This window comes from Enterobacter sp. KBR-315C3_2022 (genome assembly GCF_041399425.1).
In the GTDB taxonomy this organism is placed as follows: Bacteria; Pseudomonadota; Gammaproteobacteria; order Enterobacterales; family Enterobacteriaceae; genus Enterobacter.
In genome coordinates this window covers 77,963-101,924 of record NZ_JBGKEB010000012.1, presented here as the reverse complement: position 1 = coordinate 101,924, position 23,962 = coordinate 77,963, and the positions used below count along the sequence as shown (strand labels likewise).

The 23,962-nt window shown below is 58.8% G+C and carries 23 protein-coding genes and 1 pseudogene; 17 read left to right on the top strand and 7 right to left on the bottom strand.

Features of this window, described 5'->3' with window-relative positions; translation table 11 throughout:
• Positions 1–50 precede the first annotated feature (50 nt).
• Positions 51–761 carry a YnfC family lipoprotein gene (locus AB8804_RS14340; RefSeq protein ID WP_371187229.1) on the bottom strand — a complete coding sequence of 237 codons (711 nt, stop codon included), beginning with the start codon at positions 759–761 and terminating at the stop codon, positions 51–53.
• A gap of 182 nt (positions 762–943) precedes the next feature.
• On the opposite strand from AB8804_RS14340, the gene AB8804_RS14335 reads away from it, so the two are divergent.
• From AB8804_RS14335 to clcB, 13 genes are all read left to right on the top strand, one after another.
• Positions 944–1,570 (top strand): YebB family permuted papain-like enzyme, encoded by a 627-nt coding sequence (locus tag AB8804_RS14335; protein ID WP_371187227.1) that lies wholly within the window; start codon positions 944–946, stop codon positions 1,568–1,570.
• A 93-nt stretch (positions 1,571–1,663) separates the two neighbouring features.
• Entirely contained in the window at positions 1,664–1,969 is a 306-nt protein-coding gene (locus AB8804_RS14330) for a DUF1161 domain-containing protein (RefSeq protein ID WP_371187225.1), read from the top strand.
• 133 nt (positions 1,970–2,102) lie between these two features.
• Positions 2,103–4,541 carry a selenate/tellurate reductase subunit YnfE gene (gene ynfE, locus AB8804_RS14325; protein ID WP_371187223.1) on the top strand — a complete coding sequence of 813 codons (2,439 nt, stop codon included), beginning with the start codon at positions 2,103–2,105 and terminating at the stop codon, positions 4,539–4,541.
• A 10-nt stretch (positions 4,542–4,551) separates the two neighbouring features.
• Positions 4,552–5,169: a DMSO/selenate family reductase complex B subunit gene (locus tag AB8804_RS14320; protein WP_371183737.1), complete on the top strand. Its 618-nt coding sequence runs from the start codon at positions 4,552–4,554 to the stop codon at positions 5,167–5,169.
• Position 5,170: 1 nt separating this feature from the next.
• On the top strand, positions 5,171–6,025 hold the full coding sequence (locus tag AB8804_RS14315) for a dimethyl sulfoxide reductase anchor subunit family protein (protein ID WP_371187221.1): 855 nt from the start codon (positions 5,171–5,173) through the stop codon (positions 6,023–6,025).
• Positions 6,026–6,068: 43 nt separating this feature from the next.
• A complete protein-coding gene (gene dmsD / locus AB8804_RS14310; RefSeq protein ID WP_371187219.1) occupies positions 6,069–6,683 on the top strand; it encodes a Tat proofreading chaperone DmsD in 615 nt (204 codons plus the stop codon).
• A 128-nt stretch (positions 6,684–6,811) separates the two neighbouring features.
• On the top strand, positions 6,812–7,084 hold the full coding sequence (locus AB8804_RS14305) for a YebG family protein (RefSeq protein ID WP_371187217.1): 273 nt from the start codon (positions 6,812–6,814) through the stop codon (positions 7,082–7,084).
• A gap of 206 nt (positions 7,085–7,290) precedes the next feature.
• Positions 7,291–8,034 carry a YoaK family protein gene (locus AB8804_RS14300; protein ID WP_371187215.1) on the top strand — a complete coding sequence of 248 codons (744 nt, stop codon included), beginning with the start codon at positions 7,291–7,293 and terminating at the stop codon, positions 8,032–8,034.
• Between the two features lie 256 nt (positions 8,035–8,290).
• Positions 8,291–9,001 carry an osmoprotectant ABC transporter permease OsmY gene (gene osmY / locus AB8804_RS14295; protein ID WP_371187213.1) on the top strand — a complete coding sequence of 237 codons (711 nt, stop codon included), beginning with the start codon at positions 8,291–8,293 and terminating at the stop codon, positions 8,999–9,001.
• A gap of 19 nt (positions 9,002–9,020) precedes the next feature.
• Positions 9,021–9,920, top strand: a complete 900-nt coding sequence (osmX, locus tag AB8804_RS14290) for an osmoprotectant ABC transporter substrate-binding protein OsmX (protein ID WP_371187211.1) — start codon at positions 9,021–9,023, stop codon at positions 9,918–9,920.
• Positions 9,921–9,928: 8 nt separating this feature from the next.
• Positions 9,929–10,576, top strand: a complete 648-nt coding sequence (gene osmW, locus AB8804_RS14285) for an osmoprotectant ABC transporter permease OsmW (protein WP_371187209.1) — start codon at positions 9,929–9,931, stop codon at positions 10,574–10,576.
• Positions 10,576–11,724: an osmoprotectant ABC transporter ATP-binding protein OsmV gene (gene osmV, locus AB8804_RS14280; RefSeq protein WP_371187207.1), complete on the top strand. Its 1,149-nt coding sequence runs from the start codon at positions 10,576–10,578 to the stop codon at positions 11,722–11,724. The genes osmW and osmV overlap by 1 nt, the downstream gene beginning before the upstream one ends.
• A 103-nt stretch (positions 11,725–11,827) precedes the next feature.
• Positions 11,828–13,138 (top strand): voltage-gated ClC-type chloride channel ClcB, encoded by a 1,311-nt coding sequence (gene clcB / locus AB8804_RS14275; RefSeq protein ID WP_371187205.1) that lies wholly within the window; start codon positions 11,828–11,830, stop codon positions 13,136–13,138.
• Here clcB and bioD read toward each other — a convergent pair.
• The 3 genes from bioD to AB8804_RS14260 form a co-directional block, all read right to left on the bottom strand.
• The gene (gene bioD, locus AB8804_RS14270) at positions 13,073–13,768 is read right to left on the bottom strand and encodes a dethiobiotin synthase (RefSeq protein ID WP_371187203.1); all 696 of its coding nucleotides are present in this window, start codon (positions 13,766–13,768) and stop codon (positions 13,073–13,075) included. The two genes, clcB and bioD, sit on opposite strands and share 66 nt — an antisense overlap.
• Before the next feature lie 131 nt (positions 13,769–13,899).
• On the bottom strand, positions 13,900–15,120 hold the full coding sequence (mlc, locus tag AB8804_RS14265) for a sugar metabolism global transcriptional regulator Mlc (RefSeq protein ID WP_371187201.1): 1,221 nt from the start codon (positions 15,118–15,120) through the stop codon (positions 13,900–13,902).
• A gap of 126 nt (positions 15,121–15,246) precedes the next feature.
• Entirely contained in the window at positions 15,247–16,146 is a 900-nt protein-coding gene (locus AB8804_RS14260) for a LysR family transcriptional regulator (RefSeq protein ID WP_371187199.1), read from the bottom strand.
• A gap of 119 nt (positions 16,147–16,265) precedes the next feature.
• On the opposite strand from AB8804_RS14260, the gene AB8804_RS14255 reads away from it, so the two are divergent.
• From AB8804_RS14255 to AB8804_RS14240, 4 genes are all read left to right on the top strand, one after another.
• Positions 16,266–17,519: an MFS transporter gene (locus AB8804_RS14255; RefSeq protein ID WP_371187197.1), complete on the top strand. Its 1,254-nt coding sequence runs from the start codon at positions 16,266–16,268 to the stop codon at positions 17,517–17,519.
• A 74-nt stretch (positions 17,520–17,593) separates the two neighbouring features.
• Positions 17,594–19,078, top strand: a complete 1,485-nt coding sequence (locus tag AB8804_RS14250; protein ID WP_371187195.1) for a carboxypeptidase M32 — start codon at positions 17,594–17,596, stop codon at positions 19,076–19,078.
• Positions 19,079–19,225: 147 nt separating this feature from the next.
• Positions 19,226–19,588, top strand: coding sequence for an acid resistance repetitive basic protein Asr (asr, locus tag AB8804_RS14245; RefSeq protein ID WP_371187193.1), 363 nt, complete (start codon positions 19,226–19,228; stop codon positions 19,586–19,588).
• A 278-nt stretch (positions 19,589–19,866) separates the two neighbouring features.
• Positions 19,867–20,688, top strand: a complete 822-nt coding sequence (locus AB8804_RS14240) for a serine protease (protein ID WP_371187191.1) — start codon at positions 19,867–19,869, stop codon at positions 20,686–20,688.
• Position 20,689: 1 nt separating this feature from the next.
• On the opposite strand, the pseudogene AB8804_RS14235 reads toward AB8804_RS14240, so the two are convergent.
• The 3 genes and pseudogenes from AB8804_RS14235 to mdtJ all read right to left on the bottom strand — a co-directional run bounded on the left by AB8804_RS14235 (position 20,690) and on the right by mdtJ (position 23,614).
• A pseudogene (locus tag AB8804_RS14235) lies at positions 20,690–22,851 on the bottom strand (EAL domain-containing protein).
• An 84-nt stretch (positions 22,852–22,935) separates the two neighbouring features.
• A complete protein-coding gene (mdtI, locus tag AB8804_RS14230) occupies positions 22,936–23,265 on the bottom strand; it encodes a multidrug/spermidine efflux SMR transporter subunit MdtI (protein WP_371187189.1) in 330 nt (109 codons plus the stop codon).
• Entirely contained in the window at positions 23,252–23,614 is a 363-nt protein-coding gene (mdtJ, locus tag AB8804_RS14225; RefSeq protein WP_371187187.1) for a multidrug/spermidine efflux SMR transporter subunit MdtJ, read from the bottom strand. Before mdtJ ends, mdtI begins: the two co-directional genes overlap by 14 nt.
• Positions 23,615–23,962 lie beyond the last annotated feature (348 nt).

Below are 23,962 nucleotides of genomic sequence, written 5' to 3'. Positions count from 1 at the left end.
CGCTTTGCGCGACCGTTATTCACCTTCAGCTATTTTCTGCGCGGTAGTCATCAATAATATTCGATACTGTTTTTAATGGTGTACTTACGCTCAACGGCGGGCTTAACGCTGTCATCGACGATCAGCAGGTCGCAGCTTACCGGGTTATCGTGGCGATCGTAGTCGCAGCTCTGCTTCACGTTGCCCAGCGGCTTCTCGTTCAGCATGCTGATGGCGGTGTAATCCATTCGCTTGCGTAGGTCTTTGGACGGGACGGCCTGCACGGATAAGTGCTGCTCGCCGGAGACGGTGGTTTTGCCCAGCGGGTAGCCGTCGGCGTCGTAGCGATATTTCACTTCCATCTCTTTACCGTGCGCGGCAACCACAAAGCCGTTATCGTCGGTGTCCCACGTCACCCCTGCCGACGGCAGTTCGGCCAGCTGGCATTTCCCCTGAAGCTTCACCTTCCGCTCCTGGGTTTCCGCATCCACGTAGAAGTTAGCGTCCAGCACCAGCGCAACGCCGGTATTGGCCTCCAGATCGTGAAGCTCGAGGGTATCAAAGCACCCTTCCGTCGACAGCGAGCCCGTCACGCGCTTCGAGACTTCGCCCTTATCGTTAAGCAGCGTCTGGGAAAAATCCTTAACCGGCCCGCGCAGGGGATCAAAATCAAACTCATTCGAGAAACTCGCCATCTCCGGCGTAAACGACTGCGGTGCGGAGCTGTTATCACAGCCGGCCAGCCCACTCGCCAGCAAAACTATCGTTGCTAATTTCTTCACGTTTTAACCCGTCTGAGAAAGATGATGAATATACAGCGTAGCAAATTTTTGGTTAATTCTGAATAACATAAGGAGTGTCTTAACAGCATGTAAAGATTTTTTGAAACCGTTGCTAAACGCGGTGTGACCTTCTAATGTCGTGCGAAACGTGTACATCGCTCGCAGCGTGAAGGAGCCACAATATGCCAGCAAACTATCCCGTCAATTTCGACATTGGTGACGTTGTTTTTACCTGTATCGGTACGTCGCTGTTTCGCCACATCTCCGCAGCCTCACTCTGCTGGAGTAACCACGTCGGCATCATTGTGGGTCACGACGGGCGTGATTATATCGTGGCGGAAAGCCGCGTTCCCCTGTCCTGCACCACAACGCTCAGCCGCTTTATCAACCGCTCGGTTGAGGGTCGCTATAGCGTATGTCGCCTTGGCGGCGGCCTTTCTGGCGATCAAAAACGCGCTATCGTTGAACAGGTTCCCTCTCGATTAAACAAACTTTACCACACGGGTTTTAATTACGACTCGTCGCGCCAGTTCTGTTCAAAATTCGTCTTCGATATTTATCAGAATGCGCTCTCGGTCGACGTCGGACAGGTTGAAACATTTGAACGGTTGCTCACCAGTAATCCGGATGCAAAACTTAAATTCTGGACGCTGTGGTTCCTCGGTTCCATTCCATGGCACCGTAAAACCGTGACCCCGGCCAGCTTGTGGAACTCCCCGGCGCTGCTGCCCATCTTCCATAGCCACCCCGACGCCAGCGAAACAGCGCCAGACTGGTATTACCGCGAAAGCGCCATGCAGGATGCATAAACGTAGGATTAATCATAAATTTACCTCTGAATACAATGTGTTAATTTCAGTCTGCTAGACTGTATTATGCCCATCAGAGATAAGGAGATATCCATGAAAAAATTCAACTGGCTTACCGCACTGTTACTCATCAGCGCGGCACCCGCGGCGCTGGCCGCCCCGGATTCCTGCGAACGCGTTAAGAGCGATATTCAGCAGAAAATCATCAATAACGGCGTGCCGGAATCCGGCTTCACGCTGAACATCGTGCCGAACGATCAGGCGGATCGTCCTGACGCGCAGGTTGTTGGGCATTGCGCCAACGACACCTTCAAGATTTTGTACACCCGCACAGGCGGCGGCAACGAGACGGCAGGCGGCGCGGGTACGCAGGAGAACGCGCCCGCAGAACCGCAATAAAATTGCCGATCAATCCCCTTGAATTGACGAGGATTAATATTTAATACCTCCAAATAAGTACCATTCACCCCACCATTAGCCCGGTTATCATCACGGGCGAAAATAATACGTATTATCAATGATGGGGTGAGTCATGTCTGATGTTGAACATCACGGCGGCATTAGCCGCCGTTCTCTGGTTAAATCCACTGCGATAGGATCGTTCGCGCTTGTTGCGGGCGGAATTTCATTACCTTTTGGTTTGCGAAGCGCCGCCGCCGCGGTTCAACACGCCGTGCAGCCGCCTGAAGATAAGGTTGTCTGGGGAGCCTGCTCCGTAAACTGCGGCAGCCGCTGCGCGCTGCGCCTGCACGTGCGTGACGACGAGGTCTACTGGGTCGAAACGGACAATACCGGCGATGACGTTTACGGCAATCATCAGGTTCGCGCCTGCCTGCGCGGACGCTCCATTCGTCGCCGTATCAATCATCCTGACCGCCTCAACTACCCGATGAAGCGCGTGGGCAAGCGCGGCGAAGGCAAGTTTGAGCGCATCAGCTGGGATGAAGCGCTGAACACGCTCACCGCCAGCCTGAAGGGCGTGGTGGAGAAGTACGGTAACGAAGCGGTCTACATTAACTACTCCTCCGGCATCGTCGGCGGCAATATCACCCGCTCCTCGCCTTACGCCTCGCTGGTCGCGCGCCTCATGAACTGCTACGGCGGCTTCCTGAGCCATTACGGCACCTACAGCACCGCGCAAATTGCCTGCGCCATGCCCTACACCTATGGCAGCAATGACGGCAACAGCACCTCGGACATCGAAAACACGAAGCTGGTGGTGATGTTCGGCAACAACCCGGCCGAAACGCGCATGAGCGGCGGCGGGATCACCTACTACCTTGAACAGGCACGCGAGCGCTCCAATGCCCGGATGATCGTTATCGATCCGCGCTATACCGATACCGCCGCCGGGCGCGAAGACGAGTGGATCCCAATTCGCCCGGGCACCGACGCGGCGCTGGTGGCGGGTATCGCGTGGGTGCTGATCGACGAAAACCTCGTCGACCAGCCTTTCCTCGACAGGTACTGCGTCGGCTATGACGAAAAAACGCTGCCGGAAGGCGCGCCGGCCAACGGCCATTACAAAGCCTACATCCTCGGCCAGGGCGAAGACGGCACGGCGAAAACGCCGGAGTGGGCCTCGCGCATCACCGGCATTCCCGCCGACCGCATTATCAAGCTGGCGCGCGAAATCGGCACCGCGAAACCGGCTTACATCTGCCAGGGCTGGGGACCGCAGCGCCAGGCGAACGGGGAACTCACCTCTCGCGCCATCGCCATGCTGCCGATCCTGACGGGCAACGTCGGGATCAACGGCGGCAACAGCGGCGCGCGCGAATCCACCTACACCATCACCATTGAGCGCATGCCGCTGCCCGATAATCCGGTGAAAACCCAGATCTCCTGCTTTAGCTGGACCGACGCCATTGCCCGCGGGCCGGAAATGACCGCCCTGCGCGACGGCGTGCGCGGCAAAGACAAGCTCGACGTGCCGATCAAATTTATCTGGAACTACGCGGGCAACACCATCATCAACCAGCACTCGGATATCAACAAAACCCACGATATTCTGCAGGACGAAAGCAAGTGCGAGATGATTGTGGTCATCGACAACTTTATGACCTCTTCGGCGAAGTATGCCGACATCTTGCTGCCGGACCTGATGACCGTTGAACAGGAAGACATTATTCCTAACGACTACGCCGGGAACATGGGCTATTTGATTTTCCTGCAGCCGGTCACCGCGCCGAAGTTTGAGCGCAGGCCTATCTACTGGATCATGAGCGAAGTGGCAAAACGCCTTGGCCCGGACGTGCATCAGCAGTTTACGGAAGGCCGCACGCAGGCGCAGTGGCTACAGTATCTGTACGCCAAAATGCTCGAGAAAGATCCGCTGCTGCCGTCCTACGACGAGCTAAAAAAAATGGGGATCTACAAGCGCAAAGATCCTAACGGGCACTTCGTCGCCTATAAGAAGTTCCGCGAGGATCCGCAGGCCAACCCGCTGAAAACGCCGTCGGGCAAAATCGAGATCTACTCCAGCAAGCTGGCGACCATCGCCAACACCTGGGAGCTGGAAAAAGACGAAACCATCAGCCCGCTGCCGGTGTATGCGTCGACCTTCGACGGCTGGGATGCCCCTGAACGCCGCACCTTCCCGCTACAGCTGTTCGGCTTCCACTTCAAGGCCCGCACCCACTCCAGCTACGGCAATATCGACGTGCTGCAGGCGGCCTGCCGTCAGGAGGTGTGGCTGAACCCCGTCGACGCCGAGAAACGCGGCATTAAGAACGGCGATATGGTTCGCGTCTTCAACGACCGCGGCGAGCTGCGCATTCCGGCAAAAGTGACGCCGCGCATCATGCCGGGCGTCAGCGCCATGGGCCAGGGCGCCTGGCACGATGCCAACATGAACGGGGACCGCGTTGACCACGGCTCGTGCATCAACACCTTAACCACGCATCGCCCGTCGCCGCTGGCAAAAGGCAACCCGCAGCACACCAACCTGGTGCAGATCGAGAAGGCGTGAGGAATAACGAATGACTACCCAGTATGGATTTTTTATTGATTCCAGCCGCTGCACCGGGTGCAAAACCTGCGAGCTGGCCTGCAAGGATTACAAAGACCTCACCCCGGACGTCAGCTTCCGCCGTATCTACGAATACGCGGGCGGCGACTGGCAGGAGGACAACGGCGTCTGGCAGCAGAACGTGTTTGCCTATTACCTGTCGATTGCCTGCAACCACTGCGAAGACCCGGCCTGCACCAAGGTCTGTCCGAGCGGTGCGATGCACAAGCGTGAAGATGGCTTCGTGGTGGTAAACGAGGACGTCTGCATCGGCTGCCGCTACTGCCACATGGCCTGCCCGTACGGCGCGCCGCAGTACAACGCCGCCAAAGGCCATATGACCAAATGCGACGGCTGCCATACCCGCGTCGCCGACGGCAAAAAGCCGATATGCGTCGAGTCCTGCCCGCTGCGCGCGCTGGACTTCGGCCCGATCGAAGAGCTGCGTCAAAAGCACGGCCAGCTGGCGGCGGTTGCGCCGCTGCCGTCCGCGCACTTCACGAAGCCGAGCATTGTGATTAAACCTAACGCCAATAGCCGCCCGACGGGTGACACCACCGGCTACCTGGCTAACCCGAAGGAGGTGTGAGATGGGAAGTGGATGGCATGAATGGCCGCTGGTGATCTTCACCGTTTTTGGGCAGTGCGTGGCCGGGGCGTTAATCGTCACCGGGTTCGCGTGGCTTAATGAAAAAGACGCGGCGGCAAAAGCGCGGATCGTTCGCAGCATGTTCTTTCTCTGGGTGGTGATGGGCGTCGGCTTTCTGGCTTCCGTGCTGCACCTCGGCTCGCCGCTGCGCGCGTTTAACTCCCTGAACCGCGTCGGCGACTCGGCGCTCAGCAACGAAATCGCCGCGGGCTCGATCTTTTTCGCCATTGGGGGATTCTGGTGGCTGCTGTCGGTTGTCGGTAAAATGCCGTCGGCGCTCGGCAAGATTTGGCTGCTGATGAGCCAGATCCTCGGGATTGTTTTTGTCTGGGCCATGACGCGCGTGTATCAGATCGATACCGTGCCAACGTGGTATACGGGTTACACTACCGCCGCCTTTTTCCTCACCGCGGCGCTGAGCGGGCCACCGCTTGCGGCGCTGCTGCTTCGCGCGGCGAACGCAACGTTTAAAGGAACGCTGGCAGCAACCGTCAGCGCGCTGGCGCTGCTGGCGAGCTGTGCGATTATTGTGCTGCAAAGTCACGATCTGTCCACGATCCACAGCGCCATCCAGCAGGCCAGCGCCCTGCTCCCGGACTATGGCACGCTCCAGGTCTGGCGTATCGTGCTGGTTGCTGCCGGTTTAGGCTGCTGGCTCTGTCCGCTGATTCGTCGCCGGGAGCCAAAAGCGTTTGGTCTCGCTCTCGGCGTTGTTCTGGTCGTACTGGGCGAGCTGATTGGCCGCGGCCTGTTCTACGGCCTGCATATGACCGTTGGAACGGCCATCGCGGGTTAACATAAGCGCGCGGGTGACCCCCGCGCGAGTAAGGAATGCAGTAATGAGTGAAGTTGAAGACCGTAAAGCCTTTGCCTTTAGCGCCCGCGTGCTGGGCGCGCTGTTTTATTTTGCGCCCGATAGCGAGCAGGCGGCCCCGCTGGTGAATGCGCTCACCGCCGGGGAGTGGGTTCAGGACTGGCCGCTGTCGGAGGAGGTGCTCCAGCCGATAGCGGAGGCGTTCAGTGCGCCCTGCGATGAAACCCTGCCAGAAGCCTGGCAGCGCCTGTTTATTGGCCCGTACGCGCTGCCCTCGCCGCCGTGGGGATCCGTCTGGCTGGACCGCGAGTCCGTGCTGTTTGGCGACTCAACGCTGGCCCTGCGCCAGTGGATGCGCGAAAACAATATCGCCTTCGAGGTGCAGCAGAATGAGCCGGAAGACCATTTTGGCACACTGCTGCTGCTGGCCGCCTGGCTTGCAGAAAACGGGCGCGACGCCGAGCGGGACCAGCTCCTCGCCTGGCACCTGCTGCCGTGGAGCACGCGTTTCCTTTCCGAATTTGTCGACCACGCCGGGCATCCGTTCTATGCCGCGCTGGGCAGGCTCGCGCAGCTGACGCTTGCGGACTGGCAGTCCACCCTGCTGATCCCCGTTGCGGAAAAAACGCTGTACCGTTGATAGACGCTGGCTTACGCATCCTGATGTGTAAGCCAGCTCACTCTCCGCATGTCTTATAATTACATTTATGCTGCAACGGATACATTAAGCTGATATACTGTATATAATTACAGTATAAGGGGTTCATCATGGCTGTTGAAATCAAATATGTTGTCGTAAGAAAAGGTGAAGAGAAAATGACATTTGCCACGAAGAAAGAGGCCGACGCTCACGACAAACTGCTCGACATGGCAGACGCCTTCACCGAATGGCTGTTGCAAAGCGGAATACAAATGGACGAAACGCAGGCGGAGGATCTCGGGCTCTATTTCGCCGAGCACAAAGAGGCCGTGCAGCATATTTTGCGCACCAGCAAACTCCCCGATCTCAATGCCGAAACGGTTACAGACCAGACGGAGTAAGATGCGTACGTTAAGGGTCGGCCCTTCTGTGTTCAGTTTTGCTTACCCTTTAGCATCCGGTCACACATATTCGCCGTATGCGTTTAATTAATTACAAAACCTCGAATGCCCTCCGATGAAATAATAATTAAGCAATATCCTGGTTAGCCAGCAGCATCGTTTTGCTAGCGTGAGAAATCAGGCAAAGCTTAATCCGGAGGTATTCTTTGCTGGTTAAACTCAAGAAAGAACGAACGCATGGGGAAGATCGCCGACTCGCGCTCTGGCTGGCAACCTCAGCGGGCGTATTGAATGCTATCGCGCTGGGGGCTTTTGGCTTTTTCCCTTCCCATATGACGGGCAATACCTCACAGTTATCCAGCGAAGTCTCCTCTACCGATCTTAGCGATATTCTTTTCTTTAGCGCCATTATCCTGTCGTTTGTCACGGGCGCAATTATTGCGCGAATCATTGTCCTTTGGGGAATAATCCACAACGTTCGGCTGATATTCAGTCAGGTTCTGCTTGCTGAAGGTCTATTGCTGGCGGGCGTTTCGCTGTACGAAATCTATTTTCATTCATTCGCCACGAACCGTGAAATTATTATTTCCCTGTGCGGGCTGATGGGGGTCCATAATTCCACCTCGACTCAGCTTTCTGGGGGTCGGGTACGCTCGACGCATATTACCGGCACGCTGACCGATGCGGGCATCTCTCTGGCCTCCGTTGCGGTTGCCATGCTCCGTCGGGATTACTCTAAAGATACGGCGGCCCAAAAGAGCCAGCTCAAAACCCATTTGACCACCCTTTTTTCGTTTATTACCGGCGGTATTGCGGGTCTGCTCCTTTTCAGATGGTTGGGATTTAACGCCATGCTTGCGCTGGGAGTGATGCTGGTCCTCGTTGCCGCATTCTCGATTGCCCGCATCTCATGGCGCGTCCGAAAGGTGCGCGCTGCGGTCGGCCGATAATCGCCTCCGGCACGCCTAAGGTGACAACGTCACCTTAGGCGGCTCTCTTTAAGACTATTCTGCTCAACCCCTGACAGCCCTTATCCCATAAGGCTTAAACTAAGATCTCCTTACTATCATAGGGTTACTCTTTTTGCCCCTTCGCTGGAACCCTTCCCATTCCCTTGCTATAGCTGAATGACCCCTGCCGAATCATGGCATAAAAACAGGCAGCCGCTGGTTGCTATAACGCATGCGCACAGGGAGACACACCGCAATGCACCCATTACTTAAACGTTCGCTGCTTTTCGTCGGCGCGATTATCGTGGTCCTCGCCCTCCTCGTCTGGGGAATTGGGCTGGAAACGATTAAAGCGCGTCAGGTTGATTTGCTCTACCTCGGGCAACAGCACCTGATCCTCGTATTCTCATCCATGTTCTTCGCGCTGCTGGTCGGTATTCCGAGCGGCATCCTGCTGAGCCGCCCGGCGGCGCGCGGCGTTGCGGAATATGTGATGCAGATCTTTAACGTCGGCAACACCCTGCCGCCGCTGGCGGTACTCGCCCTGGCGATGGTGGTGATTGGGATCGGCGATAAGCCGGCCATCATCGCCCTGTTCCTCGCCTCGCTGCTGCCCATCGTGCGTAACACCTACGCCGGGCTGTGCTCCGTGCCCGCGTCGCTGCTCGAAGCGGCTAACGGCATCGGCATGACCAAATGGCAGCGCCTGCGTCAGGTTGAAATTCCTAACGCGTGGCCGGTGATGCTGTCCGGCATCCGCATCGCCACGGCAATTAACGTGGGGACCGCGCCGCTGGCCTTCCTGATCGGCGCCAGCAGCTACGGCGAGCTGATTTTCCCGGGCATCTACCTCAACGATTTCCCGACGCTGATCCTCGGCGCGGCGGCCACCGCCCTGTTCGCTCTGATTCTGGATACGCTGCTGGCCGCGCTGGGCCGCGTGATGAGCCCGCACCTGGCCCGATAACAATAACAAGGAGCTGTGTATGAGACTGTTTTCCAGCCTGACGGCGCTGTGCGCCGCCGCGCTCTTCTCCAGCCAGGCGCTCGCCGCCCCGCTGATCCTGGCCACCAAAAGCTTTACCGAGCAGCACATCCTCTCGGCGATGACCGTGCAATATCTGCAGAAAAAGGGATTTCAGGTACAGCCGCAGACCAACATCGCTACCGTGATTTCCCGTAACGCGATGATCAACAAGCAGATTGACATGACGTGGGAATACACCGGCACGTCGCTGATCATCTTCAACCACATCAACAAACGCATGTCGCCAGAAGAATCCTACGAGACCGTAAAACGCCTCGACGCGAAGCACGGCCTGGTGTGGCTCAAGCCCGCGGACATGAACAACACCTACGCCTTCGCGATGCAGCGCAAGCGCGCCGAAGCCGAGCACATCAACACCATGTCGGAGATGGTGGCGAAGATTGAACAGGTTCGTAAAACGGACCCGGACAACAACTGGCTGCTCGGGCTGGACCTTGAGTTTGCCGGGCGCAGCGACGGCATGAAGCCGCTGCAGGCGACCTATAACATGGCGCTGGATCGCCCGCAGATCCGCCAGATGGACCCGGGCCTGGTCTATAACGCCGTGCGCGACGGCTTCGTTGACGCTGGCCTCATCTACACCACCGACGGCCGCGTGAAGGGCTTCGACCTGAAGGTGCTGGAAGATGATAAAGGCTTTTTCCCGAGCTACGCGGTTACGCCGGTGGTGCGCAAAGATACGCTGGAGGCCAATCCGGGGCTCGAAGAGGCGCTTAACACCCTCTCCGCCCAGCTCAATAACGACGTCATCACCGAACTGAACAAGAAGGTGGATATTGACCATCAGTCACCGCAGCAGGTCGCCCGTGATTTCCTGCGTAGCAAACAGCTGCTGTAGGAGGCGCTATGGAGACGATTCACTACATTGTTGACAACTGGGACTATCTCTTAACGCTGACGCTGCAGCATCTGTGGCTAGTGGCGCTGGCAGTGGGGCTGGCGATTATCATCGGCGTTCCGCTGGGGATTTTAATTGTCCGTCACAAATGGCTGGCCACGCCGGTGCTGGGGATTGCGACCATCGTACTCACCATCCCGTCCATCGCCCTGTTTGGCCTGATGATCCCGCTGTTCTCGCTGGTCGGTCAGGGCATTGGCGCCCTGCCCGCCGTGACGGCGGTGTTTCTCTACTCGCTGCTGCCGATTGTGCGCAACACCCACACGGCGCTGGACAGCCTGCCGCCGGGCCTGCGCGAGGCGGGGCGCGGCATCGGGATGACCTTCTGGCAGCGTCTGCGCTGGGTTGAAATCCCGATGGCGCTGCCGGTGATTTTCGGCGGGATCCGCACCGCCGTGGTGATGAATATCGGCGTCATGGCGATCGCCGCCGTGATCGGCGCGGGCGGCCTTGGCCTGCTGCTGCTTAACGGCATCGGCGGGAGCGATATTCGTATGTTGATTGCGGGCGCGCTGATGATCTGTCTTTTAGCCATCGTGCTCGACTGGCTGCTGCACCGTCTGCAGGTGGCTCTGACTCCAAAGGGGATTCGATAATGATAAAACTGGAAAACCTCACCAAGCAATTTTCACAGAAGCACGGCCAGACCTTTAAGGCCGTCGACAACGTCAATCTGAACGTGCCGGAAGGTGAAATGTGCGTTCTGCTCGGCCCGTCCGGCTGCGGCAAAACCACCACGCTTAAGATGATTAATCGCCTGATTGCGCCAAGCAGCGGTAAGATCCTGATCAACGGCGAAGACACCAGCGCAATGGACACCGTGACCCTGCGCCGCAACATTGGCTACGTGATCCAGCAGATTGGCCTGTTCCCGAATATGACCATTGAAGAGAACATTACCGTGGTGCCGCGCATGCTGGGCTGGGACAAGGCCCGCTGCAAATCCCGCGCCGAGGAGCTCATGGACATGGTGGCGATGGATCCGCACAAGTTCCTCAACCGCTATCCGCGCGAAATGTCCGGCGGCCAGCAGCAGCGTATCGGCGTGATCCGCGCCCTGGCGGCGGATCCGCCGGTGCTGCTGATGGACGAACCGTTCGGCGCGGTCGACCCGATCAACCGCGAGGTGATCCAGAACCAGTTCCTGGAGATGCAGCGCAAGCTGAAGAAAACGGTGATGCTGGTCAGCCACGACATTGACGAGGCGCTCAAACTGGGCGACCGCATCGCGGTCTTCCGCCAGGGCCGCATCGTGCAGTGCGCCAGCCCGGACGAGCTGCTGGCGAAGCCGGCCAACGAGTTTGTCGGCTCCTTCGTCGGGCAGGATCGCACCCTGAAGCGCCTGCTGCTGGTCTCCGCGGGCGACGTCACGGACCAGCAGCCGACCATTACGGTTCGCCACTCGACTCCGCTGGCCGAGGCGTTTGCGCTGATGGATGATAACGACATCCGCGCCATCACCGTGGTCGATGAACACGGCAAGCCGCTGGGGTTTGTGAAGCGCCGCGAAGCGCGCCACGCCAGCGGATCGTGCGCGGATCTGCTGCACCCGTTCCGCATGACCGGCAAGGCGGAAGACAACCTGCGCGTGGTGCTCTCCCGCCTGTATGAGAGCAACACCAGCTGGATGCCGATCGTGGACGAAGACGGCCGCTACAACGGCGAAATCTCGCAGGACTACATTGCGGAATACCTGAGCTCGGGCCGCACCCGCCGGGCGCTCAATATTCACAGCGACAGCTAACCTCCACACCGGGCTCTGCCCGGTTTTTTTTCGCACGCATAACTTTTGCTAACCCCGCGATTTGCCGCCACAATATTGTATCTTTTCCGTTGATGCGTAACCCATGCAGCGCCTTCACGCTTACCCTGACATCCGGGCGATGTTTCGCCGACTTCTGATAGCCACCGTCACCGGCGTTCTGGCCGCGCTCGCCGTGGCGCTGTTTCGCCATTCCATGTACCGGCTGGAATGGCTGTTTCTCAGTAACGAAAGCGGCAGCCTGGTCAACGCGGCGGCGGCCCTGTCGCCCTGGCGACGCGCGCTGACGCCTGCCCTGGGCGGGCTGGCGGCGGGATTGCTCCTGTGGGGATGGCAGCGGCTGACGGCGCAGCGACCGCACGCGCCGACGGATTATATGGAAGCGCTGGAGACGGGCGATGGGCAGTTTGACTACGCGGCCAGCCTGGTGAAATCCCTCGCATCGCTGCTGGTGGTGTCCAGCGGAAGCGCCATCGGCCGGGAGGGCGCGATGATCCTGCTCGCCGCTCTCGCCGCCTCGCTGTTTGCCCAACGCTTCACGCCTAAATCGGAGTGGAAGCTGTGGATCGCCTGCGGAGCCGCCGCGGGCATGGCAAGCGCCTACCACGCGCCGCTCGCCGGAAGCCTGTTCATCGCCGAGATCTTATTTGGCACCCTAATGCTCGCCTCGCTCGGCCCGGTGGTGATTGCCGCCGTGGTGGCGCTGCTGACCACTCGGCTGCTCAGCCCCGGAGCCAACACGCTGTATGACGTTCACCTCAGCGAAACCCTGAGTGCGATGGACTATTCCCTGATCGTCGGGATGGGGCTGATCGCCGGGCTGTGCGGCCCGCTGCTGATGTGGCTGATGGACGCCAGCCACGCGCTGTTCCTGCGCCTTCGGCTTTCGCCCCCGTGGCAGCTGGCGCTGGGCGGGCTGATCGTCGGGCTGCTATCGCTGCTGACGCCGAAGGTCTGGGGCAACGGCTACAGCGTGGTGCAGGCGTTTTTGATCTCGCCGCCGCTGCTGTCGGTGATTGCGGGCGTATTCATCTGCAAATTGCTGGCGGTGCTCGCCAGCAGCGGCTCGGGCGCGCCGGGCGGGGTCTTTACGCCAACGCTGTTCGTCGGCTTGGCGACGGGCATGCTGTTCGCGCAGCTTTTTGCGTGGGGAGCGCCAGGCTCGGAGACGGCTATTCTGCTGGGATTAACGGGGATGGCGACGCTGCTTGCCGCAACGACCCATGCGCCAATCATGTCGGCGCTGATGGTCTGTGAAATGACCGGGCAGTACTTTTTACTGCCCGGCCTGCTGGTCGCCTGCGTGGTGGCGTCCGTGCTGTCGCGAACGTTACGCCACGACTCGATCTACGGGCAACACGCCGCCGAAAGCCGCGAGGTCGATGTACTGCGCTAGCTCGCGCTGTTCGGCGCGCGGCAGGTAAGGCAGTTCCCCCACCAGCGGTCCAGGCAGCTTCTTGCTCAGGACGTCAATAATTTCAGCGTAGTGCGCCAGCCCGGGGTTGATGCGGTTTGCCACCCAGCCGATGAAAGGCAGGCCGTCATTGGCAATGGCCTGCGCCGTCAGCAGCGCGTGGTTAATGCACCCTTCCTGAATGCCTACCACCATCAGGACCGGGAGCTGTTCCTGCACCACCCACTCCGACAGCGGACGCAAATCGTTCATCAGGCTGCGCCAGCCGCCGGTGCCTTCAACGACCACGTGGTCTGCCTGGCCGCTCAGGTTCGCCAGGCCGTCAGACAGCAGGCCGTAGTTGATCAGGCCGCTGTGCGCAACGCTGCTTTCATCTTCGGTTAAGGCGATGGGGTTCACCGCGGGGTACGGCAGCTCAAGGGATGAGACGCTTTGCAGGACCAGGGCGTCCTTATTGCGCAGCCCCTCAGGCGTCTCTTTACTGCCTTTTGCGACGGGCTTGTACCCGGCAACGCATTTACCGCTCGCCGCCAGGGCCTGCAGTAGCGCGCGGGAGACGACGGTCTTCCCGACGGAGGTATCTGTACCCGTAACAAAGAAACGCTTAAGCATGACTCACTCCACCTCTTGGGTATGCTTCGGAAATATAAACCAGGTAAATAATTCAGAGGGGGGAAGTCTACGGGATGTGTGCGCTACCCGGCTTGAGATAGCGCAATTTTTCTTGCATCTGCGGCAAAGAGTTAGCCCTGCAATAGCCGAATCAGCAGCGATCCGTTGTACATGGCGTCTTTCACCAGCGCCGCACCGGCCATCGTCCCCTGGTTCGAGAACTGCGTGCTTTCCACCACGATCTTCTGGCTGTACGCCGGGAGCGACTGCTGGTGAATGCAGGCTGATATTGCCGGGAACAATATATCCGCCGCTTGGCCAAGCGGCGAGCCGATGAGGATTTTTTGCGGATTAAATAAATTCACCATAATGGCGAGAATGCGCCCGACGTTGTTACCCACGCCGGTAATAATGTCCTTCGCCAGCAGATCGCCTTCGCGCGCCGCGGCGCACAGGGATTCGACCGTTAAGGGCTGGCCGTGCAGCGAGGAGCTCATCGACTGGCTCAGCCGAACCTGCGCCAGCTCCAGCACGCTTTCCACGCTGGCAATGGTTTCCAGGCACCCGTGGTTGCCGCAGTAGCAGCGCTTGCCGTAGGGATCGACCTGCGTGTGGCCGATTTCGACCAGGCTGCTGCTTCCCGCATGGAGCAAGCGTCCGTCGGTAATTACGCCAGCGCCCACGTTGTGATCGATAACGACCTGAATCACGTCCCGCGCGCCGCGCGAGGCGCCAAACAGCGCTTCGGCCATGGTCCAGGCGCTGATGTCGTGCTGAATATAGACCGGCACGCCGGTATGGTTTCTCAGCGCCTCGCCCAGCGGCATCTCCTTGACGCCCTCATAAAACGGCATGCGGTGCACAATGCCGTTTTCGGTATCAATGATGCCCGGCAGGGTGATCGCAATGGCGGTTAAACGTTCGAGGCGCTGCTGGTGGCGAATAAAGAACTGGTCGATGTGGGTGATGATTGCGTCGAGAAGAGAGTGGCCGACGTCGAGCGGCAGGTCGAGCTGGTCTTCCACCACCAGCTTGCTGCTCAGATCGCGCAGGGCGAGGAAAATCTCTCCCCGGCTGATGCGCATCGACAGGTAGTGCCACGCCTCGGTCTCAACCACCAGCCCCACCGCCGGACGGCCGCGGCTGCCGGGCTCCTGAATTTCCGTTTCCTGCACCAGGTGCGCTTCCAGCATTTCGCGAACAATCTTGGTGATACTGGCGGGCGCCAGCTGCGCAAGACGCGAAAGATCGATACGCGAAACCGGGCCAAGCTGATCAATCAGGCGATACACCGCGCCCGCGTTGGTTTGCTTGATCTGATCGATATGCCCTGGCTGACTATCAGCAACCACCTCGTACTCCCTTATTTTCGAGCTTCGAAATAAACTGTGGGCTATGGTGAAGCACTTCACCAGGCGTCGTCAAATTTTTACTTAGCCATGTGATTTGACGCACATTTTTGCCCACTTTTCCCTGAATTAACCGCCCTGCGACGCGCTAATTAGCTGCTTTCGGAAACGCTGCGCGGCGTGGCTCTGTTCGCGGTGCGTTGACCACACCAGCCACATTTCCGATACGGCATCGCCTTCGGCAAGCGGGACCCAGCGCATCTCCTGCAATTGTACCCGCTTAAACGAGGCGGGAAGAATAGAAACGCCAAGCCCTGCCGAGACCAGGCCAATGATCGTCATCGCCTCACCCACCTCCTGGGCAATGGAGGGCGCAAGGCCGTAGCGCCGCATCAGGCCAAGAATATCATCGTACAGGCCCGTGCCCACCTGCGGATCGAAAAAGACAAACGGCTCCTTCGCCAGCTCCGCCAGCGTGACGACTGGCCGCGCGGCGAGCGGATGATCGCGCGGGATCATCGCCATCAGCGGTTCGCGCAGGATGACCTGCCGCGCCAGCGAGTCCGGCAGCGGGGTATTGCGCATCAGCCCCAGGTCGAGCGCGCCGTCGTTCAGGGGGGCGATCTGCTCGCGGGTGTTTATCTCTCGCGTCTGGATATGCACGTCCGGGTAATGGCGGCGAAACGACGAAAGGGTGTGCGACACGGCGCTGATAAACGGCGCAGACGAGGTAAAGCCGATGCGCAGCTCGCCTGCTTCGCCGAGGTACAGGCGCTCGGCTCTGGCGGCGGCGTCCTCCACCATGCTGAGGATCTGGCGGCTGTCGGCAAGAAACTGCGCGCCCGCCGCCGTCAGGCTGACGCTGCGGTTGGTTCGCGCCAGCAGCCGCGCCCCGACCTGCTGCTCGAGGATCTGAATTTGCTGGCTGAGCGGAGGCTGAGAGATGTTAAGCCGGGCGGCGGCCCGGCCAAAATGCAGCTCTTCCGCCACGGCGACGAAGTAGCGTAAATGACGCAGCTCGATATTCATATTTTAAAAGTATCATTTGAGATTATTAATATATTAGACAGAATATTTACATTTTCATACCCTTAGTGGGTGGTCTTACCCGTCACCTGAATCACGGGGATGTTAAGCAAGGAAATTGTGTGAGTCGTACAACCTCCATTGATATCGCCCCGGCAAGCGACGTCGATGATTTACCCGCCCCACCGCAGCCGGTTCAGTTTATAAAGCGCGGCACCCCTCTGTTTATGCGCGTGACGCTGGCGCTCTTCTCGGCGGGGCTGGCCACCTTTGCCCTGCTCTACTGCGTCCAGCCGATTTTGCCCGTGCTCTCCCACGAGTTCGGCGTATCGCCCGCCAGCAGCAGTATTTCGCTCTCGATTTCGACCGGCATGCTGGCCGTCGGCCTGCTGTTTACCGGGCCGCTGTCCGATGCCATTGGCCGCAAGCCGGTGATGGTCACCGCCCTGATGCTGGCGTCCGTGTGTACGCTGCTTTCGACGATGATGACCAGCTGGCACGGCATTCTGCTGATGCGCGCGCTGATTGGGCTGTCGCTCAGCGGCGTGGCCGCCGTCGGCATGACCTACCTTAGCGAAGAGATCCACCCGAGCTTCGTGGCGTTTTCAATGGGGCTGTACATCAGCGGGAACTCGATCGGCGGCATGAGCGGACGCCTGCTGAGCGGGGTATTTACCGACTTCTTCACCTGGCGCATCGCGCTAGCGGTGATCGGCTGCTTCGCCCTCGCCTCGGCGCTGATGTTCTGGAAAATCCTGCCGGAGTCGCGGCATTTTCGCCCGACCTCCCTGCGCCCGAAAACGCTGTTTATCAACTTCCGCCTGCACTGGCGCGACAAAGGCCTGCCGCGGCTGTTCCTGATGGGCTTCCTGCTGATGGGCGCGTTCGTGACGCTCTTCAACTATATCGGCTACCGGCTGATGCTCTCGCCGTGGCACTTAAACCAGGCGGTGGTGGGCCTGCTCTCCGTGGCCTACCTCACCGGCACCTGGAGCTCGCCAAAGGCCGGGGCGATGACCGCGCGCTTTGGCCGCGGCCCGGTGATGCTGGTCTCCACGGCGGTGATGCTGCTGGGCCTGCTGCTGACGCTCTTTTCCTCCCTGTGGCTGATTTTCGCGGGCATGCTGCTTTTCTCCGCCGGGTTCTTCGCCGCGCACTCCGTCGCCAGCAGCTGGATCGGTCCGCGCGCGCGCCGCGCGAAAGGCCAGGCCTCTTCCCTGTATCTGTTTAGCTACTATCTCGGCTCCAGCATTGCCGGGACGCTGGGCGGGGTATTCTGGCACCACTACGGCTGGAACGGCGTCGGCGGGTTTATTGCCCTGATGCTGTGTGCGGCGCTGCTGGTCGGTGCCAGCCTGCACAAACGTCTACATTAACTTTCAGCCCTCTTCGTGTTTAAATCGAGCCGATGCTAATTTTTGTCATCGGATGATTCAGACACGAGGACTTCATGAAAAACAACAGCTACCAGCAACTCACCCGCACCTTCCAGCGCCTCTCCCGCTTTTCGCATCTCTCCTCCATCGCCAGCTGGGATATGTTCACCATGATGCCACCGGGCGGCAGCGCCGCGCGCGGCGAAGCGCTGGCCGAAATGAGCGTGCTTCAGCATCAAATTCTGACCGATAAACGGGTCGGCGAATGGCTGGAGGCGGCTGCACAGGAAGATCTGAACGATATTGAGCAGGCCAACCTGCGCGAGATGACGCGCCATTATCAGCAGGCCTCGCTGCTGCCGGAAGCGCTGGTGGAGGCCAAATCGCTGGCGGGCAGCCGGTGCGAACACGCCTGGCGCACCCAGCGTCCGGCGAACGACTGGCAGGGCTTTTCAGCCAATCTGAAAGAGGTCGTCAAGCTGAGCCGCGAAGAGGCCCGCCTGCGCGCCGAGGCCAAAGGCGGCTCGCCTTACGATGCGCTGCTGGATATTTTTGAGCCGGACATGACCAGCGCGCGCCTCGACGCGCTGTTTGCCGACATGAAAAGCTGGCTGCCGGACCTGCTGGCAAACGTGGTCGAAAAGCAGGCCCAGCGGTCGTTCGTCCCCCCGCAGGGGCCTTTCCCGACCGCCACCCAGCGCGAGCTGGGGCTGGAAGCCATGACGATGCTCGGCTTTGATTTCAACGGCGGGCGCCTGGACGTGAGCGCGCATCCCTTCTGCGGCGGCGTGCCGGAAGATGTACGCATCACCACCCGCTATGATGAAAACGAGCTGCTCAGCGCGCTGTTTGGCGTGATACACGAAACGGGGCACGCCCGCTACGAGCAGAACCTGCCGCGCACCTGGTCCGGCCAGCCCGTCGCGCTGGCGCGCTCAACGGCAATTCATGAATCACAAAGCCTGTTTTTTGAGATGCAGCTCGGCCGCAGCGAAGCGTTTCTGAAGCATCTTCTCCCTGCCGTTCACGCGCGTTTCGGCAGCCAGGCGGCCTTCAGCGAGGAAAACTTCATCGCCTGGAACCAGCGCGTCAAGCCGGGCTATATCCGCGTGGATGCCGACGAGGTGAGCTATCCGGCGCACGTGGTGCTGCGTTATGAAATTGAGCGCTCGCTCATCAACGGTGACATTGAGGTGGATGACATTCCGGCGCTCTGGGATGAGAAAATGCAGGCCTGGCTTGGGCTGTCGACCAAAGACAACTACCGCAACGGCTGCATGCAGGATATCCACTGGACCGACGGCGGCTTTGGCTACTTCCCGTCTTACACGCTGGGCGCAATGTACGCCGCACAGCTGTTCAGCGCCGCCAAAAATGCTCTTCCCGGCCTGCAGGACGCCATCGCGCAGGGTGATTTCTCCGCCCTGTTCGACTGGCTGCGCCAGAACATCTGGCAGCACGGCAGCCGCTTCAGCACCTCGCAGCTCATAACCCAGGCCACGGGAGAGGATCTCAACATCCGCTATTTCCGCGAGCATCTGACCGCTCGTTATCTGTAAGACCGCGCGCCGGGTTTTGCCCGGCGCTGTACATTCCGTTACACGCCGATACCAATCACTCACGGAAACCTCGAGTTTACAGGGATATAGTTATTTCAACGGCCCCGCAGTGGGGTTACATGAAAAACCAAATTCGAGGGTATGAACATGAAAAAAGTATTAGCTCTGGTTGTTGCCGCTGCTATGGGTCTGTCTTCTGCTGCGTTCGCTGCTGAAACCACCGCTACGCCAGCACCGGCGGCCACCACCGCCGCGCCAGCAAAAACCGTGCACCATAAGAAACACCACAAAGCGGCTAAACCTGCTGCAGAGCAGAAAGCGCAGGCGGCCAAAAAGCACCATAAAAAAGCCGCTAAGCCTGCTGTAGAGCAGAAAGCTCAGGCTGCTAAAAAGCACCACAAAGCAGCCGCTAAGCCTGCTGCAGAGCAGAAAGCCCAGGCCGCTAAAAAGCATCACAAAAAAGCAGTAAAACACGAAGCTGCTAAACCAGCTGCACAGCCAGCTGCGTAAGCGTACAAGCTGAACCGTGCCCTTCGGGGCACGTTGGTAAACCGGCGCTGAACCGGAAAAGGATCGGCGCCGTTTTTTTATCCGGAGGGCGTATGCTGCGACGCTATCGGTTTGAGTTCATTCTTATCGTGCTAATTTTATGCGCGATCATCGCCAGCCATTTTTATCTTTCATGAATGTAGCACGCTGATTTTACTCCCACTTTCGCGTCGTCCCGTCTATAGTATTTTCATAGGGTTCACTTTTAATAATCATAATTACCCCCACCAGAGTGTGATATGCGTAAATCTGTAGTGTTGTTGCTGGGAACGTTTACTCTTTTTGCGGGCTTTTCACATGCGGATGACGGCGATGATGACGGCATCAGCGCGAAGGACGTAAAAACGCTTTTTTTCGGTCATGACGACCGCACGCGCGTTGCCGATCCGACCCAGGCTCCCTGGGATGCGATTGGCCAGCTGGAAACCGCCAGCGGCAACCTCTGTACGGCCACGCTTATCACCCCTCAGCTTGCGCTGACCGCAGGCCACTGTCTGCTCACGCCGCCAAACGGCAGGCCGGACAAGGCCGTTGCCCTGCGCTTCGTCTCGCAAAAAGGGATGTGGCGCTATGAGATCCACGGTATTGAAGGCCGGGTCGACCCTTCCCTGGGTAAACGCCTAAAGCCCGACGGCGACGGCTGGATTGTGCCCCCGGGCGCGGCCTCGTGGGATTTTGGCCTGATCGTGCTGCGCTACCCGCCGTCCGGCATTACCCCGCTGCCGCTCTTCGACGGCGATAAGGCCGCGCTAACCGCCGCGCTAAAGGCCGCCGGTCGTAAAGTCACGCAGTCGGGCTATCCGGTCGATCATCTGGATACGCTTTACACGCATACGGACTGTGTGGTCACCGGCTGGGCGCAAAACAGCGTACTGTCGCACCAGTGCGATACGCTGCCGGGCGATAGCGGCTCGCCGCTGATGTTGCAAACGGATAACGGCTGGCAGCTGATTGGCGTTCAAAGCTCTGCCCCGGCGGCCAAAGACAGATGGCGCGCCGATAACCGCGCGCTCTCCGTGACCGGTTTTCGCGACAAGCTGGAAGCGCTGGCGCAGCAGTAGCTTAAGCCCGTCTGGCCTGGCGCCCGGCGCTAATCGCCTCAATCGGCATCGGCTGGCTAAACCAAAACCCCTGCAGCCTGTCGCAGCCGGCCAGCCGCAGCAGCTGCATCTGCTTTTCGTTTTCAACCCCTTCGGCCACCACCGCCATTCCCAGCGCCTTGGCGATGCGCACCGTGCCGCTCACCAGCGCCGCGGCCTGCTCGTCGTTATCCACCAGCCCGGCCAGCGATTTATCTATCTTGATGGTGTCGAAATTAAAGCGCCGCAGGTAGCCAATGCTCGAATACCCCGTGCCAAAATCATCCAGCGCCACGGCCGTGCCCAGCGCCTTCAGGTTTGCGATGGCGGCTCGCGCGCGTTCCGGGTTTTCCAGCACGTAGGTTTCCGTTACCTCCAGCTGTAGGCGACCGGCAGGAAAACGGGTCGCCTCCAGCGCGGCCGCCACTTTGTCTTCAAATTCAGGATCGCGAAACTGCGCCGGGGAGATATTGACCGACAGCGTCAGGTCGCTGAAAGGCTCCAGATCCTGACAGGCGCGCCGCAGGACAAACTGGCCGAGCCTGTAGATAAGGCCGCTGGTCTCCGCAATGGTGATAAACGTATCCGGGCCAAGCTCGCCGCCCGGCCTGCGCGGCCACCGCACCAGCGCCTCCACGCCAACCATTTTCAGGCTGTCCGCATCCATAATCGGCTGATACCAGACGTCAAATTCCTGTCGCTCCAGACCGCTGCGGATCTGATTTTCAATCGCCAGCTGCTGTTCGCGCGCGCTGTTCAGCTCGGCATCGTAGTAGGTGATGCGCCCTTTTCCGGTAATTTTTGAATGATACATAGCGATATCCGCCCGGCGAAACAGCTCCGAGCTGCTGCATTCGATCAGCGTTCCGCTGGCAATGCCGATGCTTGCGCCAATGTGGATGGTGCGCTCGCCCAGGCGAACCGGCGCGCTAAGCACGTCCAGCACCTCTGCGGCAAACCCGGCGGCAAGCGCTTCAGAGTGGTCCCCGCCCACCGTCATCGCAAATTCGTCCCCGCCCAGGCGCGCCAGCATTCCGCCCGCGGGCACGCGCTCGTTCAGCACCTTCGCCAGCATGACGATCAGATCGTCCCCCACGCCGTGGCCGTAAATGTCGTTTACGTCCTTAAACCCGTCGAGATCGATAAATACCACGCTTTTTACGTCGATATCGCCCCGCAGGCTTACCTGCTCCAGCGTTTCAATCAGCGCTCGCCGGTTCGGCAAATGGCTTAGCCAGTCCGTTCTCGCCACCCGCCGCGCCTGGCTCTCCCCTCTGGCGAGCTTGTACAGCCCCACGCTGCTGACCAGGATAAACAGCAGGATCATGGCCGCGGCCAGGACGACGATTTGCGTAATATCCGACGAGGCAGCGCGCGCGGCCTGAGCCCCCGGCAGGCGCGCCTGCCAGTTAAGGTAGCCCAGCAGTTCGCCCGCCGAGCTTTTCAGCGGCATGCTCGTCTCGTTGCTTTTGTCAGGGGTAAAATTGAGGTTATCGATCTGAAACGTTGCCCCCAGATCGGATAAGATTTGTGGGTTGAGGTGGCGCGTGATGACCAGGTAGCGGCGCGTGTTGCCCTCCGCCTTCAGAGGCCCAATCATGGGCCGTATCAGGCCAATCCCGACAAACGCAACGCCGTCGCGGGTTTGAGTGATCCCCGCAAAGATATTCTTTCCCCGGCGAGCGCCTGCCGGTGCTGGTCAATCAGGGCCTTCAGGCCATTGCCAAAAAAGTCGAGCCCTTTTTCCGTAAACGGCCGGCTCCGAAACGATCCCCAAAGCACCCTAAACTGTTCATCAAGTACGAACGTACCGTCATACAGGTTATTGATTTTAAAGCCCGCGCCCCAGGTATTGAACAGCCATTCGGTATTGAGCCTCGGCGCGTAGACCTCACTGACGGCATCGTCCCAGACGGCGTTATCAATGACCAGCGACGAGACGCGGTTGACCGAGGTCTGGATCGCCCCCTGTACGGAGAGCGCCGTCCGGTGTTCATCAATTTCGTTGGTTTTGGCGCTAATAAGATGAAGGGAAAGATAGAGCAGCGCGACGATAGACACAATTAAGCCGATCCCGGCCATGAAGATCATGGCAAACAGCGTTCTTGCGGTGGGAATATTGCGCCAGCTTAACGTGCGGTACATTCGCCATCCTCGGGTAATGTTCTTCTTTTTTAAGCGTAATACAGGCAGCGAATTTCGCTGCCTGTATATGATGGCGAACGCTTATCAGGCGAGTTTAATCATTATCATGCCCGCCAGCAGTAGCACCAGGCCGATCCAGCCCTTGTTATTCAAACGCTGGCCGAACAGTACCCAGCCTGCGGCCAGGGTTGCGGCGATACCAAATCCGCCCCACAGGGCGTACGCCACGGAAAGATCGATACCTTTAACCGCCTGCGACAGGGCGCTGAACGCGCCCAGCACCGCCGCAATCGACATCAGGCCATAAAACTTGCGGCGAAAGCCGTCTGAAAACTTCAAAAAGATGTTCGCGACAATTTCCAGCACGATGGCCAGGGCCAGCCAGGCGGCGTGGATCCATTCAAACTGCTGCATGTGCGCCCCCCTTCTGCTTTTTCGTCGGTTTACGCGTACCCGATTTAATCAGCACGATGCCCGCGACCAGCGTGGTCAAGCCAGCAATTTTCATTGGCGTTAGCACTTCATCAAATATCATGACGCTAAAGAGGGTAATCAATAAAATACCGATACCTTCCCACAGGGCGTACGCCACGCCCAGCGCGATCTTCTTCACCGCGAAGGAGAGGAAAATATATGAGAGTGAAATCATTACCAGCATTAAAATAAAGCCGGTGTTGCCGTCGCTGACGCTAGCCCATTTCATAGACAGCGTGCCTGTAATTTCAGCGACGATCGCCAGAGCTAATAAAATCCAGTAAAACATGGTTTTCTCCTGCTTGAGAATATAGTCCATCGTGGCTCGCTGTGGACAGCAAACCTAAAAAATTGAAATACGATTGGTCAGCTAAGCGCGTAGCGCCAGCTCAGGCAGAAGACGTGACTATAGCGCGTTGCGCCAGTGTTGCTCGGCAGAAAGGAGGCAAATAGAAGTAGAAAAGACTGCGGTATTGTTTGAAAAATAGGTCCTGAACAAATTGTCCATAAAATTACAATTATCCGCGTTGTTGCTTCTCGTCTGTGCGGATGAAAATTGTCCTCAGTAGTTGAACACGCGTAATTTGTACCACAAGCTAAGATTTTACTCAAAGCCTTTTCAATTCTTTACCCAGTT